The sequence below is a fragment of the Streptomyces sp. AM8-1-1 genome (genome assembly GCF_032229325.1).
Lineage (GTDB): Bacteria > Actinomycetota > Actinomycetes > Streptomycetales > Streptomycetaceae > Streptomyces > Streptomyces achmelvichensis.
The window spans coordinates 111,901-127,178 of the sequence record NZ_CP135086.1; the positions used below are offsets into that span (position 1 = coordinate 111,901).

Consider the following 15,278-nt stretch of genomic DNA (forward strand, 5'->3'; position numbering starts at 1 on the left):
ATGGGGCGGAATGCCCCTCTGGTTGCGCCTTAGGGCGGGGCTATCCGCCCGAGCGTTACGTCACGGTTGAGCGAAAGGTGGAGGCATGTTCGGGACGCGGGTGCGGTGGGCCGGTGCAGTGGTCGCTCTCATTTCCGCGTGGTCGGCGGGGACCGCGGTGGCGCCCAGCGGGCCGGAGCCGCATGCCCCTGCCGATGCCACGGTGGTGCAGAGGCAGTACACGGTGCCCGCACACACCACCCACGCCGCATACAGGGCCACCTGTCCCGCGGGCACAACCATCCTCGACGGCGGCCACTACGAACAAGGGACTGTAGACGGAGTCCTGGAGGTCCTCGACGCCTATACCGACGTGCCGAGCAACTCCTACGTGATCGGCGTGAACAACGACTCCCCCGACGCGGCGAGGGTCGTGGTCCACGCAACCTGCACCTGACGGTGTACGTGGCGCCATGTACCGGGTGGTGGAAGCAAACAGAAAGTACGCACAGCAGAGGAGCGACAGCATGGCAACAGTGGACAGCAACCTGGCGGTCCGGCTCGGGTTCGAGCCGGACATGACCGTGCAGGAGATCGGATACGGCGATGACGTCGACCAGCCGCTGCGCGAGGCGATCGAGCAGGCAACCGGCACGAAGCTGGTCGACGAGGACTACGCCGATGTGATCAATGCGGTGGTGCTGTGGTTCCGCAAGGACGACGGAGACCTCACCGACGCCCTGGTCGACGCGCTCACGTACCTCGACGAAGGCGGCAGCGTGCTCCTGCTGACGCCGAAGAGCGGAGCCGACGGCTACATCGAGCCCAGCGACATCGGCGAGGCAGCAAGCACCGCCGGCCTCGCCCAGACCAAAGCCGTCAACGCCGGTGCACACTGGACCGCCTGCCGCCTCGCCACGCCGAAAGCGCACGCGTAAACCGGCGGTAGCCTGCGAACCGGGCCAACGCGCGAAGCCCCCGGGCAAACCGGCGACACGGCCTACACCGCCGGCCCCTTGGGCGAAGGCGAGTGCTATGCCCCAGGGCAGCGAGCAGCGGCCGTGGCTACTTGACCCGGCCGAGGCAACTGTCGTCGCGGGTGTTGACCTTGACCTTGTCACCGGTGGTGATGAACAGCGGGACCTTGACCTCGGCCCCGGTCTCCAGAGTGGCGGGCTTGGTCCCGTCGCCCTGGCTGGCCGGCTCGGTCTCGACGACTTCCAGCGTGACCACGGCCGGAATCGCGACTTCCCGCGGCAGGCCCTGGTACAGCGTCACCGCGGCCTGGGAGCCGTCCGTCAGGTACTTGGCGGCGTCCCCGACAACGCCAGAGGGAACCTGGAGCTGCTCGCCGGTGGCCGCATCCATGAAGACGCAGTCGTCGCCCTCCGCGTACAGGTACTGCATCGACCATTCTTCCGCATCGGCGAATTTGATCTGGCCGTCCGCGTCGAAAATCTTCTCGATGCCCGTGCCGGAGCCGACCCCCTTCAGCTCGGCGCGCACGGAGGCCTGGCCCCCGGTCTTGACGTACTGGAAGTCGATGACCCGGTAGAGCCGGCCATCCACCTCAAGCTTCAGGCCCTTCCTGACATCGTCCAAAGCAGCCACAGAAGACAACTCCTCACGTTGTACCGACATGAGCCCCGATCAGGCCCGCCCCGTCCCGGGCATAAGCACTCCGGCGCAGCGGTAGCCACCACAGTGCGCAGATACCCAGCGTCATAGAACTGTCACGCTGTGTACCGGGCTCAGAAGTCAGGCATCCGGGTGACCTCTCCGACGCGGCGGCCAGCCTGCGCTGTAGCCGACCCGCACCCCTGATCGAGGCTGAGCACGAGCCCACGCTCCGCGCTGCCGAACAGCGGGCGGGAGATCACTCCCCCGTCAACGATCAGCCGGGGCGACTACCGTGACAAATGATCAAAGCCCTGTCACGGGACAGGTGTTGACACCCGCAGCCCACTCTGGGCGCGGCCCAGCAGATGGATCAGTCGCTGTCGGCGCGGAGGTCGCAGCGTTCGTACAGATGGGGATGATGATCGTCAGGTCGATGCTGTGCCTGCTGCCTCCGGTGATCGCCTGGCGCACGGCAGCGACGAGCGCTGCGCATCATCGCTCACGGCATCGCTCCGTCCGGCTGACCGGCACTGCATCACCATCGTGGCCGCGGAAGCGCCCCGCCCGCAGGCCACGTGCCTCTCAGGGGGCTACCTTCCGGCGCTGGGTTCCACCTGCAGCGCGCTGGCGTCGACCCTCGTCACACCCGTGACGGACATGGCGCTGCTGACGGCCCTATCGCGCTCCGCCTGCGTGGTCAGAGAACCGGTGAGGGTGACGACACCGTTGACCGTCTCCACCTTGATCTCCCGACCGACGGACGCCCCCGCGAGCAGCTCGGCCTTGACCTGGGTGGTGATCCACGCGTCGGTCACTTCTTCCCTGGCATCGTGCCTCACGAATTGCACTCCTCCTGTCGACGGACACGAAGGACCAGCGTCTCAACAGCAGGAGCGCCCAAAGCGGAGATCAGCCCGCATGTCACCCGACCGGGCCCCCTGCGCGCGGCGTACGGCCCCCTTCGCCGGCCCCACGCCCAGGACGCCAGCCGTCTGACCATGCCTCCCCGCGGGGACCGGCAGAGAAGCGGCAGGCTGCCCTCGCCGGCCGCCGCCCCGCCGGCCGGTGGCGGATGGACAACGACCGGCACGCTGCACATCCTCCCATCCCCATGAGGGTCAGGCCCGCTTCCGCGGCCGGGCCGCCGGCTACGCCGCCGCCCCCTGTTGGCCGCAGCCTTCCCCGGCCGCCCAACGCGTGGGCCATCCGTGCCGGCCCGGCGCGCCACGGCCGGTGCCCGGCGGCGGGTTCGCAGACTGGCCGTACGCAGTCCGCAGCGAGGAAAGGAACCGCAGTGGCGGAATCCACCGGTAAGCCCGTCGCCACCCTCACCACCAACCTCGGGGTGATCCGGGCGAACCTGTTCCCCGACCATGCGCCCAAGACGGTCGCGAACTTCGTCGGCCTGGCCGACGGCTCGCGCGAGTACACGGAACGGAACGCGAAGGGCGAGGGTTCGGGCCCCTTCTACGATGGATCCCTCTTCCACCGAATCGTCGACGGCTTCATGATCCAGGGCGGCGATCCCACCGGCACCGGACACGGCGGCCCCGGCTACAAGTTCGCCGACGAATTCCACCCCGACCTGCAGTTCGACCGCCCCTACCTGCTGGCCATGGCCAACAGCGGACCGTCCACCAACGGTTCACAGTTCTTCATCACCGTGGCCCCGACCACCTGGCTCAACTTCAAGCACACCATCTTCGGCGAAGTCGCCGACGAAAAACCCTCCAAGGTCGTCGACACCATCGCCACCACCGCCGTCGGCGACAACGACCGCCCCGTCGACGAAGTCGTCATCGAAAGCATCCGCGTCTCCTGAGACGAGGCCGGCCCGCCCCTCTGACAGGCAGTGTGCAGCGTCGGCCAGCGTGTCCAGGCTGACGCCCGCCGCCAGGATCCGCACGGCCTCGGCCGCGTTGCCCGCGTTCAGCTCGAAGCGGCCCTGCCGTTGGGCGCGCCGCCGACGGCGTGCCCCAGCGCCGCTCGCACGGCGTCGCGCTGCGGCCCGGGCAGAGCGTCGAGCAATCCGGCCACCGGCCGCAGCAGTTGATGCAGCGCCGCGAACGCCAGGTCGGACCCGAACTCGACGCCCCCGGTCCGCAGCACCCTCCTCCCACTCCCCCGCGTGACCGGCCAGGTCATGCAACAGCACGTGGGGGCTGTCCCCGCCCACCCCAGTCCCCGCAGGCAAGGCGGACTCCTCGCGCACCACCACTTGCTCCGACCACTGCACGACTCCTCCCCACGAAATCGACTCGCCTCCTATGTGCCGCAACCGCCGCGGCTCTCACGATGAGAGGCCCGCGCCGCGAGCATCATGGAACGGTTCGCCGTCGCCGACCCGGACTGGCTACAAGCGTCAATGTCAGACCCGCCCACTAACCTCCGACGGAGACGGTGACACCAACTCACCTACGGTCATGAGAAAGTGAGCACTCCTCTTGCCACTGCATCGCGTACACGCCGGCATCGCCGCAGGCATCCTCGCCCCGGCCCTGCTGCTCGCCACCCCGTCCTTCGCCGCCCCAGCAGCACCTACTGCTGTGACAGTGGCCGTGTCCTCGTCCGCGGACGAACCGAGCGCTGACGACCTGAGGGTGGCCATAGCCCGGATCCTCGCCGACCCGGACGGCGGGCGGCGGGTGACACGAGAAGCCAACGCACTGCTGGACGCGAACGACCCCGACGCCATGCGCGCCTGGCTGGAGACCGGCTACCGGCTCGCCCAGGCAGAGGACGACCGCGTCGCCATCGCACGCATCCTCGCCGACCCGTCCATCAGCCCGGCTCTCCGCGCGGCAGCCAACGCCGCTCTCGACGACAACACACCTGAAGCGCTGCGCCACTTCCTGGAAGTCGGCAGGTACCAGGTCGACTGACCGTCTCGCCGAGGTACAACGCCCATCCGCCGGGGAGCGGTCGCACTGCGCAGCGCCGCGAGAACCAGCGCGGGGCAAGCCTGTCGCCATCGATGTGCCGATGCCGACAGGCTCGCCCCGCCCGGGCCCCCGTCGTCTGCGCCGCCGCGACGCGCAGGAGCCCCGGCTGCGTAGCGATGGCCGGCTGGGTCGATTCGTCGTGACCGACGGCGGCGACCCGGCCAGCGGGACGCTGCAGAACATCGGGGACGGCTCTGTCACCTTTAGCTGACCGCGCCATCATCCAGGCTGCCGCGGTGGTCGGGCCCACAGGCCACGGCGGGAGGAACCGCGGACCAGACCGCAGCTGATGTGTCACCGAAGGGCACGCCCTGCGTCGGCTGCTGTTACATCAGAGGGAACGCGACCTCCGGCCGGTCGGCCGCGGGACCATCGAGCAGCGGGTGTGTCATGCCGCGCAGGTGCGCGTCGAAGAAGGCGGCCGAGTAGTCGCGTGTCAGCTGCCATGAGCGCTCACCCGAGAGCGGCGCGGCGGGGTCGGAGAGGCCGAGCCGGCCGGCCAGGACGGGCAGATCGGTGAAGGTGAAATGCTCGGCCCCCGAAACCGTCAGCCAGCGCTTCCACCCGTGCATACGCTCCCACGCCTCCCGCCAGTCGCTGCCCGGGCTCGCGGGACTGTGAGAGGAAGCAGCGCCCATCATGATGAACGGCCTGCCACCGAAGCCCGCTTCGTCGAGTGGGTCAAAGAAGTTGCCGTCCAGATTCAAGCCCGCACGCACACGCGGGTCACGCATCATCACCGCGGCTGCAGCCGCGCCCCCGATGGAGTGACCTGCCACGCCGATCCGCCGATGATCGACCATGAATGCGTACGGGAGACTTCTTCCTTGCTGGGACGTCCCGGACGACGGTGCTTTCAGCGTCGTCAGGCGATCGATCACGAACGAAAGGTCGCGGGCCCGGCCGGCGGCCACTTGCGCCCGCTGCTCGTCCGTCGTGACCTGCTCGCACGCCCGGCACGTGAGCACCCGGCCGCCGGGGAAGGCCGTACCGACGGACTCGTGGGCATGGTCCACTGCCGCGACGACGTAGCCGCGGCTCGCAAGGTCGTTCGCCAGGGTGGTGAGCGTGCTGCGTGGCATGGAGAAGCCCGGCGAGAGCAGTACCAGCGGGAAACGACCTGTCGCGGGCCGGGCGTCCACACGCGCATGGGTCAGCACACCGCTCAGGGCCGCGGCAGGCACAACACCCGCCAGGCCTCTCGCTTCAAGGAGCAACCGGGCCTCCTTCTGCGTCATGTACGCAGCGGTACCCCCGCTGGAGGCGCGGGCCGGATAATAGACCGACACCATCAGCTCACGGCGTGCCGGGGAGGCCCACGGGTCGCTCCGGCCTGGATCGGACAGGTGCAGCGTCTGGGCACCGACGGCGTACCGTCCTTCGGTCCTCGGCAACTCGACCGCCGGTGCCGTAACGCTACGACGGTCCGGGTAGCCGGAGAGCGGTGCGGCAGCAGCCACAGCGATACCTGGGCCCTGAAGGGTGAGAACGAGCGACAGACCAAGCAGGGTAAAAGCGGTGAGACAGCGGCGCAGGTTCATGAGATCGAACGTAGTCTCAGACTCCTCGCAACTCGTCCGTCGCAAGCGGTAGTTGCGCGTACGGCTTCGGAAGGATGCCGGTACGCCCCAGGTCCCACATCCACCGCGCTCCCCGCGAAGCGGCCAACCTTGCGCGTCAAATGCTGCTCGATGACCTGACGAGCGGTGAAGGGTGGTCCGACGTGGCTGTCGGCGCCTGTGAGGTCGTCGGCCTGCGGGACGTCGTTAATGCCCATGCGCGGGTCGAGAAAGTGAGCACTCCTCTTGCCACTGCATCGCGTACACGCCGGCATCGCCGCAGACAGCCTCGCCCCGGCCCTGCTGCTCGCCACCCGTCCTTCGCCGCCGCAGCAGCACACCTACTGCTGTGACAGAGGAGGTGCATACCTTCATGCGGCAGTTGAGTTGCCGAGCACGTCGCGCGTGAACTCCGTGTGTCCCTTGCCCGCGCCATTGCCGTTGTAGGAGGTGTGGAGCTGGACCCAGCTTCCGCTGCTGGTGAGGACCTGCAGGTAGCCACGGACACCGTGACCGTCGGCGTGCCACTCGTAGACACGGAACTTGTCGCCGCTGTCCACATGCTGCATCGGGCCTGCGGGACCCAGCGGGGAACCCGGAGACTGAAGGTCGACCCACTGACCCCCGCTGTGGGCCAACGCCGCGGAACTCATGCCGAGCACGAGAAACGGCGCTGCCAGACGCGATCCGAAGCTTGATCTTGGACAAGGTGACCCCGCGTAAGTTTCAGAATGGTGCCAGTACCAGGCGCGAACAGGACGGGCTGCCTCGAATGTGAAAGCTGCTCTTCGTCTTCGAGCCGGCACTGGCCGGTGCGTGAACGAACATCCCGCAGTGATCGCGAAGCAGGTTGGGTGTGCGCTCACAGATCGTGTGCACAGAGTCGACAGCCGCTCACAGGCACTGCGCCCCTGACCCGGTGCTGCCCGGATGCCGGAGTTCTGTGATCGCGGTGCGGATGACCAGAGCGGCAGGGACGATGACGGGTGCCAGCAGGGAGGTGCCGCTGCCGGCCATCAGCTGTGGTGTCCCGTCCGGGCGGGGACGGTGCCGCCGGTCCCCAGGGGATTGCCTTGCGGGTAGATGTCGGGATGCGTCGGCGTCGACGGTCTCCGCCGTACAGTGCCGTTAGACGGCGTTGCGCCGCGGAAGCGACCGCTGCACCGAGGAGGACAGGCTGCCGACGGTCTCTGTGCGCAGAGCCCGGGCAATCGCCTGCCGTTCGGGCAGCGGCAGCAGGCCGAGGAAGGGTGCCAGTGGAACCTGGGCCCGTCGCGTTCGGCGGCGCACCGCCGCCGTGTCGGACCGCGCCCTATGACGGATGACGTGGACCCTCAGCTCCCGCGACGGCATGCTCCTGCCCTTACTGGAGCTACGCAGTGCTCATACCTTGTTCAGGCGGGCGTTGAGCCCAGGAGTGGTGTCAGCGACGAACCCTCTTTGCCATGGGGCTCCAGAGTGCGGGTACACGCCATGGGGAGTGGCCTAACGCGGATCGCACGGAGTCCACCCTCAGTAACGTTTCGTTGCTACCGGGGAGCGGAGGCGATCAGCCGTGACGACCACATCGAGAGCAGAAAGCCCCATCGCAGAAGACGTCGCCCCGAAAGCGCTCGTGTCGCCAGTCAGTTCCCACACCGAGTGGGATCCCCTGGAGGAGATCATTGTCGGCCGCCTCGAGGGCGCGACCATCCCGTCCAACCACCCCGTCGTCACCTGCAACATTCCGCTCTGGGCTGCCCGCATACAAGGCCTCGCCGCTGGGCTCCCGTTCCCGCGCCGTCTGATCGAACCGGCGCAGCGTGAACTCGACAATTTCATCGCCCTCCTGAAGTCCCTCGGCATCACGGTCACCCGACCGGATCCGGTCGGTCACCGACAACGCTTCGCTACACCCGACTGGTCATCGCGCGGCTTCTGCAACACCTGCCCTCGCGACAGCCTTCTCGTCATCGGTGACGAGATCATCGAAACCCCCATGGCGTGGCCGTGCCGCTACTTCGAAACCCACTCCTACCGGACGCTCCTCAAGGACTACTTCCGCCGCGGCGCCCGATGGACGGCCGCCCCCAAGCCACAACTCACCGATGCACTTTTCGAGAAGAACTTCCGCGTCCCGAAGCCGGGCGAACCCATGCGCTACATCCTTACCGAGTTCGAGCCCGTCTTCGACGCCGCAGACTTCGTACGAGCAGGACGCGACCTCTTCGTGACGCGCAGCAATGTCACCAACCGCATGGGTATCGACTGGCTGCGGCGTCATCTCGGATCCGGCTATCGCATCCACGAAATCGAGAGCCGATGCCGCACCCCCATGCACATCGACACGACCTTCCTCTTGCTCTCACCGGGCAAGGTGCTGATCAACCCCGAGTACATCGACGTCGACCACCTGCCTGACGTCCTGAGATCGTGGGACATCCTGGTCGCCCCCGAGCCCACCCCTATCGACGACCGCCTCCTGAAGATCACGTCAATGTGCGGCAAATGGCTCAGCATGAACATTCTCATGATCGACGAAAAGCGGGTCCTCGCGGAGCGCCACCACACCACCATGCTGCGCGCCCTCGAAAATTGGGGATTCGAGCCCGTCCCCTGCGACCTGCTCCACTACGCGCCATTCGGTGGCTCGTTCCACTGCGCAACACTCGACATCCGACGACGCGGCACCCTCAACTCCTACTTCGACTGACCAGCCGTCAAACTGCCGCCACGGGAGCCTGGCGTTATGCGCACCGACCTACGCGGGAACTCGGTGCTGTGTCACCGTCACCGACTCACGGAAAGATCCGACCACGACCACCGCACGAGAGATCATGACCGGTGGTGCCGAATGCGTCGGCGCAGAGGACAGCATCTGGATGCCGCGAAGAAGCTGACCGACCTCGGGTCGGTGCGCTGCCGGTCTGCGGGACCGACAACCGGCTCAAGGGCATGCTCACCGATCGGGACACCGTCGTGAAGGTCCTGGGCGTGGGCAAGGACCCGGCGGAGAGGTGAAAGCCGGTGACCTGCTCAGGGCGAAGCAGTCATCATCGGCGCCGATGGCAACGCCGACGAGATCCGCAATACGATGAGGCGGCACAAGGTCCGCCGGCTGCCGGTGATCGACGGACACGACCTGGTCGGCGTCGTCGCCCTAGTCGGCGTCGCCCGAGCACCGTCCGACCCTAACGTTGGCGACCTCGTCGAGGCCCTTTCTCCCGACTGACCCAGGCGATCGTTCCGCTCCTGCCGGGAGGGCCCCGGGGCCGGGCGCGGCAACGGGGCCCTCTCCTTGGCGCGAGCGGATGGACGCCCTCGTCACGTGGACAACGACAAGCGCGGCATACAGTCACCCCTCCGCCAAAACCGCTGAACATGCTTCGCTCACCTGGCCGACGCACTCAGAATGTCCCCCTGACGACGTATGACGGCGCGGCGCGCATTGTGGCCGACGGGGTCGAGTTCTGGCGCCGTCCCAGTTGAGGCAGTGCAACGGGACGTCGTCCTACGCCGGGTTCGCCGCCCCGGGCTGCCGCGGGCACCCTCCACCTCGGGCACGACATCTGGATGATGCGCGACGCGCAGAGACCCGACTGCGTATCGATGGCCGGCTGGCTCGATTCATCCTGACCGACGGCGGCGTCCCCGCCAGCGGGACGCTGCAGATCATCCGGCACGGCCCTGTCCCCTTCAGCTGCCGCGCCCATCACCCATGCTGCAGCGATGGTCCGGCCCGCAGGCCACGGCGGGAGGAACCGCGGACCGGACCACACTCAATGTGTCACCGAGCGGGACAGCTCGTCCCACCTCCGGAGGAAGTGGCCACTAACCGGTGAGGAGACCGGTACGGAGCTGGGCCAGCGCGCGGGCCAGGAGCCGGGAGACGTGCATCTGGGAGATGCCGAGTTCTTCACCGATGCGTACCTGGGTGAGTTCCTGCCCGCAGCGCATTTCGATGATTTTCCGTTCCCGGTCGTCCAGCTCACGCAGCAGGGGGGCCAGCGTGTGCAGGTTCTCGAACAGCTCCATCGCCGGGTCCAGTTCACCGGCCGTGTCCGCGTGAGTGCGCTTCGGCTCGGGCGACTCCTCGCCCCCAGGCTCCGGGCCGTCCAGCGGGTCGGCGCTATACGCGTTCGCCGCGACCAGACCCTCCCGGACCTCCTCGTCGGAGAGGTCCAGGTGATCGGCGAGCTCCCTCACCGTAGGGTCCCGGTCCAGCTCGTTGGACAGACGTTCCTTCGCCTCTCCGTCCGCAGCTCCTGCAAGCGGCGCGGCACGTGGACAGCCCAGGTTGAGTCGCGGAAGAAGCGCTTGATCTCCCCCTCGATGTACGGGATCGCGAAAGAAGAGAACACGACACCGCGCTTGAGGTCGAACCGGTCGATGGCCTTGATCAGACCGATCATGCCGACCTGGGTGATGTCCTCCATCTCACCGTCGCCCCGGTTACGGAACCGGCGGACCACGAACTTCACCAACGACTGGTTCATCTCGATGAGCGTGTTCCGCACGTACTGGTGCTCGGGCGTGCCCTCCTCGAGGGCCTGGAGCCGGTCGAAGAACACTTTCGACAGTTCCCGGGCATCGCGCGGGGCGATCTTGTCCACATGCAGCACCCGCGGCTGCTCTCCGCGCACCCCCCGCCGCCTGCGCACCAAGCGCCGGGTCCGTAGGAGGGGCTTCGGACAGCTGCCGGGATGTCATCGCGATCCACCTTGCTGTCGAGGGGAACTGGGCTTATGTAAGGCCCCTGCCCGACTCCCGGCACCCCACACAGATCCGAACCCGCCACTCTTCCGGTCACGCTGCCGGCATGCGGGGGCCAGCGGTGTGCCGCATCATCGAACTATCTCCGGTACACCCTCCCGAGGTCGCCGGAGCGGTTGGGGAACGCCCGGGACGCCCCAGGTCACGGTGTCCCGGGCTTCACCATGCAGAAAGGCGCCGGAGTCCTGTGAACGCAGCGACCCCGGCACCCGGGGAGTGGTGCGGGGCCGCAGGGCACGTGCAAGGCGAAAGCAGGTGCCGGTGTGCACACAGCACGCTAACGACCAGCGGGTCCCGCGCACCGGAGGCGCGGCCGACAGGGCTGCGCCGACAGCAGTTCAGGACCTCACTCGTTACTCATCCCGTATGACGCGTAACGCGAGATGCAAGCGCGCGTTAGAGCACACGCCGGAGCGGCCCACCTACCCGGGTACGCCGCTCCGGCCCTCACAGACCGCGCTGGGAATCGTGCCCTCCAGCGCCGGCAGTACGCCCTGCGTCGCCGTCGCTGGACGATGCAGGGCGTACCTCTGCATCCGAAGCCGATGAACGGCTTGGCGAAGCGGACGGCTGCCAGTGGTCAGCCCGCGGCCACCAGTGAATCGTCCTCGGGACGGGCCCCCGGCAGCCGGTGACGAGCAGCGATCAACGCCGCATCCACATCCCTGGTGCCGGTAGACACGCACAGGGTGTAGGCGACGTCCTCCATCCGCTGCCGCACGCCCGGGCTGCCCTTCTCCGCATGCAGCGCACGCAATGTCTCGTACTGCTCCACCAGATCCTTCAACACCGCAGGGTGAGCAAGAAGCACGATGCCTCCAACACACGAGCCGATACCGCGAAGCGAATACCCCCAACAGCATCCGCCATTCACCCATTCGCCGCCTCCCGGGAGACGGCACAGGTCCGGCGGCGACCAGCAGTTTCCGCGTCTCGTCACGCGAGGCACTCGCGCCAGACTTCGAGCGGCTGGTCTGACTTTTCCAGTGAGCGCTCCAAGCGTAGAGGAGAGGCAACGTGGCGTCCGAGGCCCTGGCTGCTACTGGCTCCAACCACTGCTGACCAGGATCCGTGACGGCGTGTTGGCTCACGCTGTCACAGTTGAAGGGCCGGACCCCTGGTGGGTCCGGCCCTTCAACTGTGATCCAGAAGCATCACCGCGGTGCAAGAAGGCATCCTTGAGGATGTCGACCTCGCATTCCTCCCCTGTGTCCGGGTCGCTGGCGATGAGCCGGCCAGACAGGGCCCCCTGTCTCGATCTGCCTACGATCTCGTCGATCGTGGCCGGGTTCTCGGTGGCCACGTCGAGGTCCTGGCTGGGTCGACCAGACCGTGAGCTTGCACGGCGTACCCGCCGGTGATCACCAACGGATGCGGTGCTCCGATCGCGAGGACATCGGCCAGAAGATGGCGGTGCAGGTCGTTCAGGTTCACGCGGCCGTCCCGCTCCGGGCCGAAGCCAACTCGACGAAGGCGGCTTCCCATGCGGCACGCAGCGGCCGGCTGATCAGGGTCCGCAGCACCGGCCACTGTCCGATGAGCAGGTCCCGGTTCAGGTAGTCGATCAGGTCCTGGCACTGTCCCTCGGCCAGCACTGTTCGGTACAGGCCCATCCGTGACCGCGGCTGCTCGACGTCGTAGGAGGTTCGCCCCGACCAGACAACGTGCAGCGGAAGATCGACCGTGCCACTCCTCGGGCCGGTCAGATCCTCGAGACGCCAGGGCAGCCGCTTGGAGTACTGCTCACGCAGCAGCTCGAAAGCGTTCGGCACTGAGAAACGAGAAGACGAAACGGCCATGCCCGACTATCACCTGCCGGGCCGGGCCGATCACCCCAAACCCCATACCGCGGCCCCATTGGCCGCTACACCACAGTGGTGGATCACCCCCGCGCGTGCGGGGAGGCGCATGGCCGATTGGCCCTGGCGGACGGACGAACCGACCAGCGGCTGGCGACCTTATCGTACGATTCGTGCGTGTCCACGCCGGTGAAGGGGGAAGCGTCCTAGTCACCGATGGGTCGTTGAGACTTCCCCTGCGGCAGGTGTGGATGCCCTGGGACTTCTTGTCGCGGTCCTCCGCGGATGGTGATGCTCTCCGCAGGCGTGCCGGATTCCGAAGCCGCTTCTCCTCCCTCGTGGACGCCTTGCATGGCTCGTCGGCCTCGATCCGATGACTTCCGAAGGCCCTCGTTCCCGACCGGCGCAACAGTCGCTACCTCCCGATTCCCGGCATCTGCCTTCGAACCGAGGGCCCCGGGCCGGGGCCGCTTGTTTACGTGCGGGAGGCGACCGTCGTCACGGCTTCTGATCGCGCCACGCGCCCGACGTCCTCCCCAAGCGCCGGCTAGAGCAGGTCGCGCGGCACGCTCTCGTTCCAGGTGCGTGAGAACACCCGCGTGTCGCCCTCGTAGCCGTCCAAGGTGGCGTCGACGTGGAAGTCGGTCGCGTCCGACGTGAGGCGCGTACGCGTGACGACCCGCACGTCCCAGTCGTCCCGGCGGAAACGCATGGTCCAGGTCGTCTCGCCGCTGACCGAGATGAAATCGTCGGCTACGGCCGCGTAGCGTTCGTGGGCACGACAGCCGACATCGAGGCCGATGTCCTCGATGCGGACCATGCCCCGGTCCTTCACGATCTCCAGTTCCGCCCGGTAGTCGACGAGGTCGCGCTTGACCTCCCAGCGCTGTTCCGGGGGTGTGAGCCGGGTCGACGCGACGGGCGGGGTCCCCTCGGGCTCGCCGAAGGGGCTGCGCGGCATCTCGTCGGGCTCTTCCGTCGGGCGTACCGGCAGCGTGAGCGTGCTGGAGCCTTCGTAGACGCTCAGCAGGGCGGGCTTCGGCGGCGGCCAGGCGAGCGGCCAGTACGAGGTCGACAGGGACAGCCGGACGCGGTGCCCCGGAGGGAAGGCCTGCGCCACTCCGTTGAGGTGGACGGTGGCCCGGTAGCGGCGGCCCGGTACCAGCTCCTCGGGTGACTCGGTGCTGTCCCGGCGGGTGAGATTCAGCAGGCCGTAGGAGACACGGGTGGCGCGGCCATCGGGGCTCACGTCGGACAGGCGTGCCGCCACCATCGCGACGGGCTCGCTGACAGCGAGGTCCAGTTCGACGGTCGGCGACCCGAGGATCTCCAGGGGCTCGGTCAGCGGGTCGGTGTCGAAGACCAGGGAACCGCCGTCCTCCTCGCGCTGGTCGTACGGCAGGTCGGGCGGCGCGTTGTAGGAGGCCCACTTGCCCGCGAACTGCCCCACCGACAGGGGCGACTGGACGGTCATCGGCTCCGTCCCGCCGTCCTCCGGCACGTCGTCGGATGCCGTGCCGGGCGGCCCGATCCGGTGCCGGGTGAGCGGGTGGGTGACCGGCTCGATGTGCGGGGACGGCCAGCCGGGTTCACCGACCCAGCGGCCCGGACGTTCCTCGTACGACGTCGACGGCGGCACGCTCTCCTGCATCCAGGTCTGGAGCATGGGTCCGTCCATCACGCCGTTGTCGGCGCCCTTGAGCCAGTGGTCCCACCACCGCACGACCTCCTGGAGGTAGCCGATGGCCGGGCCCGGCTCGCCTAGGTGCGGGAATTTGTGCGACCACGGGCCGATCAGTCCCTTGCGGGGGACATCCAGGTTGCCCAGCAGCCGCGTGACGGCGTTGGAGTAGCCGTCGGCCCAGCCGCTGGAGGCGAGGACCGGGCACTGGACCGCGTCGTAGTCCTCGCATACCGACGCATGCCGCCAGTAGTCGTCGCGACGCTGGTGGCGCAGCCATTCGAGGACCCAGGGGCGGGTGTGTTCGAGCCGTTCGTGCCACATCTCCCGCCAGCGGTCGCCGACCACCGCCGGGTCCGGCGGGCAGGTTCCGTAGGCGAACATCGTGCCCGCCTCGGCGAGATTGTCGGAGAGCAGCGCTCCGCCCATGTAGTGCATGTCGTCGGAGTGCCGGTCGTCGGTGAACGACGCGATGACGATGGCCCGCAGGCTCGGTGGCCGACGTGCGGCGACCTGGAGCGCCGCGAAGGCGCCCCAGGAGATCCCCATCATCCCGGTGTTGCCGTCGCACCACGGCTGCTGCGCCAGCCAGGCGAGGATGTCCTCCGCGTCGGTCTGTTCCACTTCCAGGTACTCGTCCCTGAGCACCCCCTGGGAATCACCGGTGCCGCGGAGATCGACGCGTACACAGGCGTATCCGTGTCCAGCTATGTACGGATGGTGCATCGAGTCGCGGACCGCGGTGAGGTCCCGCTTGCGGTACGGGATGTATTCGAGCACCACAGGCACCGGCTCGTTGTCCGACGAGGTGGGTCGCCAGATGCGCGCCGAGAGTTCGACGCCGTCGGAGACGGGGATGACGACGTGCTCTTCTTCCTTTGTCGCGTACGGCAGTTGGGTCACGTGACGCATGTGGCCGTGGTGCTCCTTCCTCGCTGCTCGCCCC

13 protein-coding genes and 2 pseudogenes are annotated in these 15,278 nt (G+C 67.9%); 6 read left to right on the top strand and 9 right to left on the bottom strand.

Annotated elements, in window-relative coordinates; all coding sequences use genetic code 11:
- The first annotated feature begins 85 nt into the window (after nucleotides 1-85).
- Together RPQ07_RS00520 and RPQ07_RS00525 are read left to right on the top strand one after the other, a co-directional pair.
- Complete coding sequence (locus RPQ07_RS00520) at nucleotides 86-436, top strand: hypothetical protein (protein ID WP_313941952.1); 351 nt, start codon at nucleotides 86-88, stop codon at nucleotides 434-436.
- Between the two features lie 70 nt (nucleotides 437-506).
- Nucleotides 507-917: a DUF3052 domain-containing protein gene (locus RPQ07_RS00525; RefSeq protein WP_313941953.1), complete on the top strand. Its 411-nt coding sequence runs from the start codon at nucleotides 507-509 to the stop codon at nucleotides 915-917.
- Between the two features lie 127 nt (nucleotides 918-1,044).
- Here the strand turns inward: RPQ07_RS00525 and RPQ07_RS00530 are convergent, their stop codons facing one another.
- Together RPQ07_RS00530 and RPQ07_RS00535 are read right to left on the bottom strand one after the other, a co-directional pair.
- Nucleotides 1,045-1,590: an elongation factor P gene (locus RPQ07_RS00530; protein ID WP_313941954.1), complete on the bottom strand. Its 546-nt coding sequence runs from the start codon at nucleotides 1,588-1,590 to the stop codon at nucleotides 1,045-1,047.
- A 599-nt stretch (nucleotides 1,591-2,189) separates the two neighbouring features.
- Nucleotides 2,190-2,438 carry a BON domain-containing protein gene (locus RPQ07_RS00535; protein WP_313941955.1) on the bottom strand — a complete coding sequence of 83 codons (249 nt, stop codon included), beginning with the start codon at nucleotides 2,436-2,438 and terminating at the stop codon, nucleotides 2,190-2,192.
- Nucleotides 2,439-2,893: 455 nt separating this feature from the next.
- Between RPQ07_RS00535 and RPQ07_RS00540 the strand changes: the two genes are divergently transcribed.
- A complete protein-coding gene (locus RPQ07_RS00540; protein ID WP_313941956.1) occupies nucleotides 2,894-3,421 on the top strand; it encodes a peptidylprolyl isomerase in 528 nt (175 codons plus the stop codon).
- Between the two features lie 107 nt (nucleotides 3,422-3,528).
- Here RPQ07_RS00540 and RPQ07_RS00545 read toward each other — a convergent pair whose 3' ends face one another.
- Nucleotides 3,529-3,708, bottom strand: coding sequence for a hypothetical protein (locus RPQ07_RS00545; protein ID WP_313941957.1), 180 nt, complete (start codon nucleotides 3,706-3,708; stop codon nucleotides 3,529-3,531).
- 335 nt (nucleotides 3,709-4,043) lie between these two features.
- On the opposite strand from RPQ07_RS00545, the gene RPQ07_RS00550 reads away from it, so the two are divergent.
- Nucleotides 4,044-4,481: an ALF repeat-containing protein gene (locus tag RPQ07_RS00550; RefSeq protein ID WP_313941958.1), complete on the top strand. Its 438-nt coding sequence runs from the start codon at nucleotides 4,044-4,046 to the stop codon at nucleotides 4,479-4,481.
- A gap of 386 nt (nucleotides 4,482-4,867) precedes the next feature.
- Here RPQ07_RS00550 and RPQ07_RS00555 read toward each other — a convergent pair whose 3' ends face one another.
- On the bottom strand, nucleotides 4,868-6,082 hold the full coding sequence (locus RPQ07_RS00555) for an alpha/beta hydrolase (protein ID WP_313941959.1): 1,215 nt from the start codon (nucleotides 6,080-6,082) through the stop codon (nucleotides 4,868-4,870).
- Between the two features lie 389 nt (nucleotides 6,083-6,471).
- Nucleotides 6,472-6,669 (bottom strand): hypothetical protein, encoded by a 198-nt coding sequence (locus tag RPQ07_RS00560; RefSeq protein WP_313941960.1) that lies wholly within the window; start codon nucleotides 6,667-6,669, stop codon nucleotides 6,472-6,474.
- Nucleotides 6,670-7,655: 986 nt separating this feature from the next.
- Here RPQ07_RS00560 and RPQ07_RS00565 point away from each other — a divergent pair.
- On the top strand, nucleotides 7,656-8,792 hold the full coding sequence (locus RPQ07_RS00565; protein ID WP_413777683.1) for an amidinotransferase: 1,137 nt from the start codon (nucleotides 7,656-7,658) through the stop codon (nucleotides 8,790-8,792).
- A 124-nt stretch (nucleotides 8,793-8,916) separates the two neighbouring features.
- Nucleotides 8,917-9,311 (top strand): annotated as a pseudogene (locus RPQ07_RS37735) (CBS domain-containing protein).
- Nucleotides 9,312-9,910: 599 nt separating this feature from the next.
- Here the strand turns inward: RPQ07_RS37735 and RPQ07_RS00575 are convergent.
- The 4 genes and pseudogenes from RPQ07_RS00575 to RPQ07_RS00595 all read right to left on the bottom strand — a co-directional run bounded on the left by RPQ07_RS00575 (nucleotide 9,911) and on the right by RPQ07_RS00595 (nucleotide 15,244).
- Nucleotides 9,911-10,743, bottom strand: a pseudogene (locus RPQ07_RS00575) (SigB/SigF/SigG family RNA polymerase sigma factor).
- Between the two features lie 689 nt (nucleotides 10,744-11,432).
- Complete coding sequence (locus RPQ07_RS00580) at nucleotides 11,433-11,663, bottom strand: DUF5133 domain-containing protein (RefSeq protein WP_313941962.1); 231 nt, start codon at nucleotides 11,661-11,663, stop codon at nucleotides 11,433-11,435.
- Nucleotides 11,664-12,282: 619 nt separating this feature from the next.
- Nucleotides 12,283-12,651, bottom strand: a complete 369-nt coding sequence (locus RPQ07_RS00590; protein WP_313941963.1) for a hypothetical protein — start codon at nucleotides 12,649-12,651, stop codon at nucleotides 12,283-12,285.
- 547 nt (nucleotides 12,652-13,198) lie between these two features.
- On the bottom strand, nucleotides 13,199-15,244 hold the full coding sequence (locus RPQ07_RS00595) for a CocE/NonD family hydrolase (protein WP_313941964.1): 2,046 nt from the start codon (nucleotides 15,242-15,244) through the stop codon (nucleotides 13,199-13,201).
- Between the last annotated feature and the right edge of the window lie 34 nt (nucleotides 15,245-15,278).

Excerpts from the sequence above, each read along its gene's own strand:
- RPQ07_RS00520 (WP_313941952.1), top strand. The coding sequence starts at position 86 with ATGTTCGGGACGCGGGTGCGGTGGGCCGGTGCAGTGGTCGCTCTCATT.
- RPQ07_RS00525 (WP_313941953.1), top strand. The coding sequence starts at position 507 with ATGGCAACAGTGGACAGCAACCTGGCGGTCCGGCTCGGGTTCGAGCCG.
- RPQ07_RS00555 (WP_313941959.1), bottom strand. The coding sequence starts at position 6,082 with ATGAACCTGCGCCGCTGTCTCACCGCTTTTACCCTGCTTGGTCTGTCG.
- RPQ07_RS00560 (WP_313941960.1), bottom strand. The coding sequence starts at position 6,669 with ATGCAGCATGTGGACAGCGGCGACAAGTTCCGTGTCTACGAGTGGCAC.
- RPQ07_RS00590 (WP_313941963.1), bottom strand. The coding sequence starts at position 12,651 with ATGGCCGTTTCGTCTTCTCGTTTCTCAGTGCCGAACGCTTTCGAGCTG.
- RPQ07_RS00595 (WP_313941964.1), bottom strand. The coding sequence starts at position 15,244 with ATGCGTCACGTGACCCAACTGCCGTACGCGACAAAGGAAGAAGAGCAC.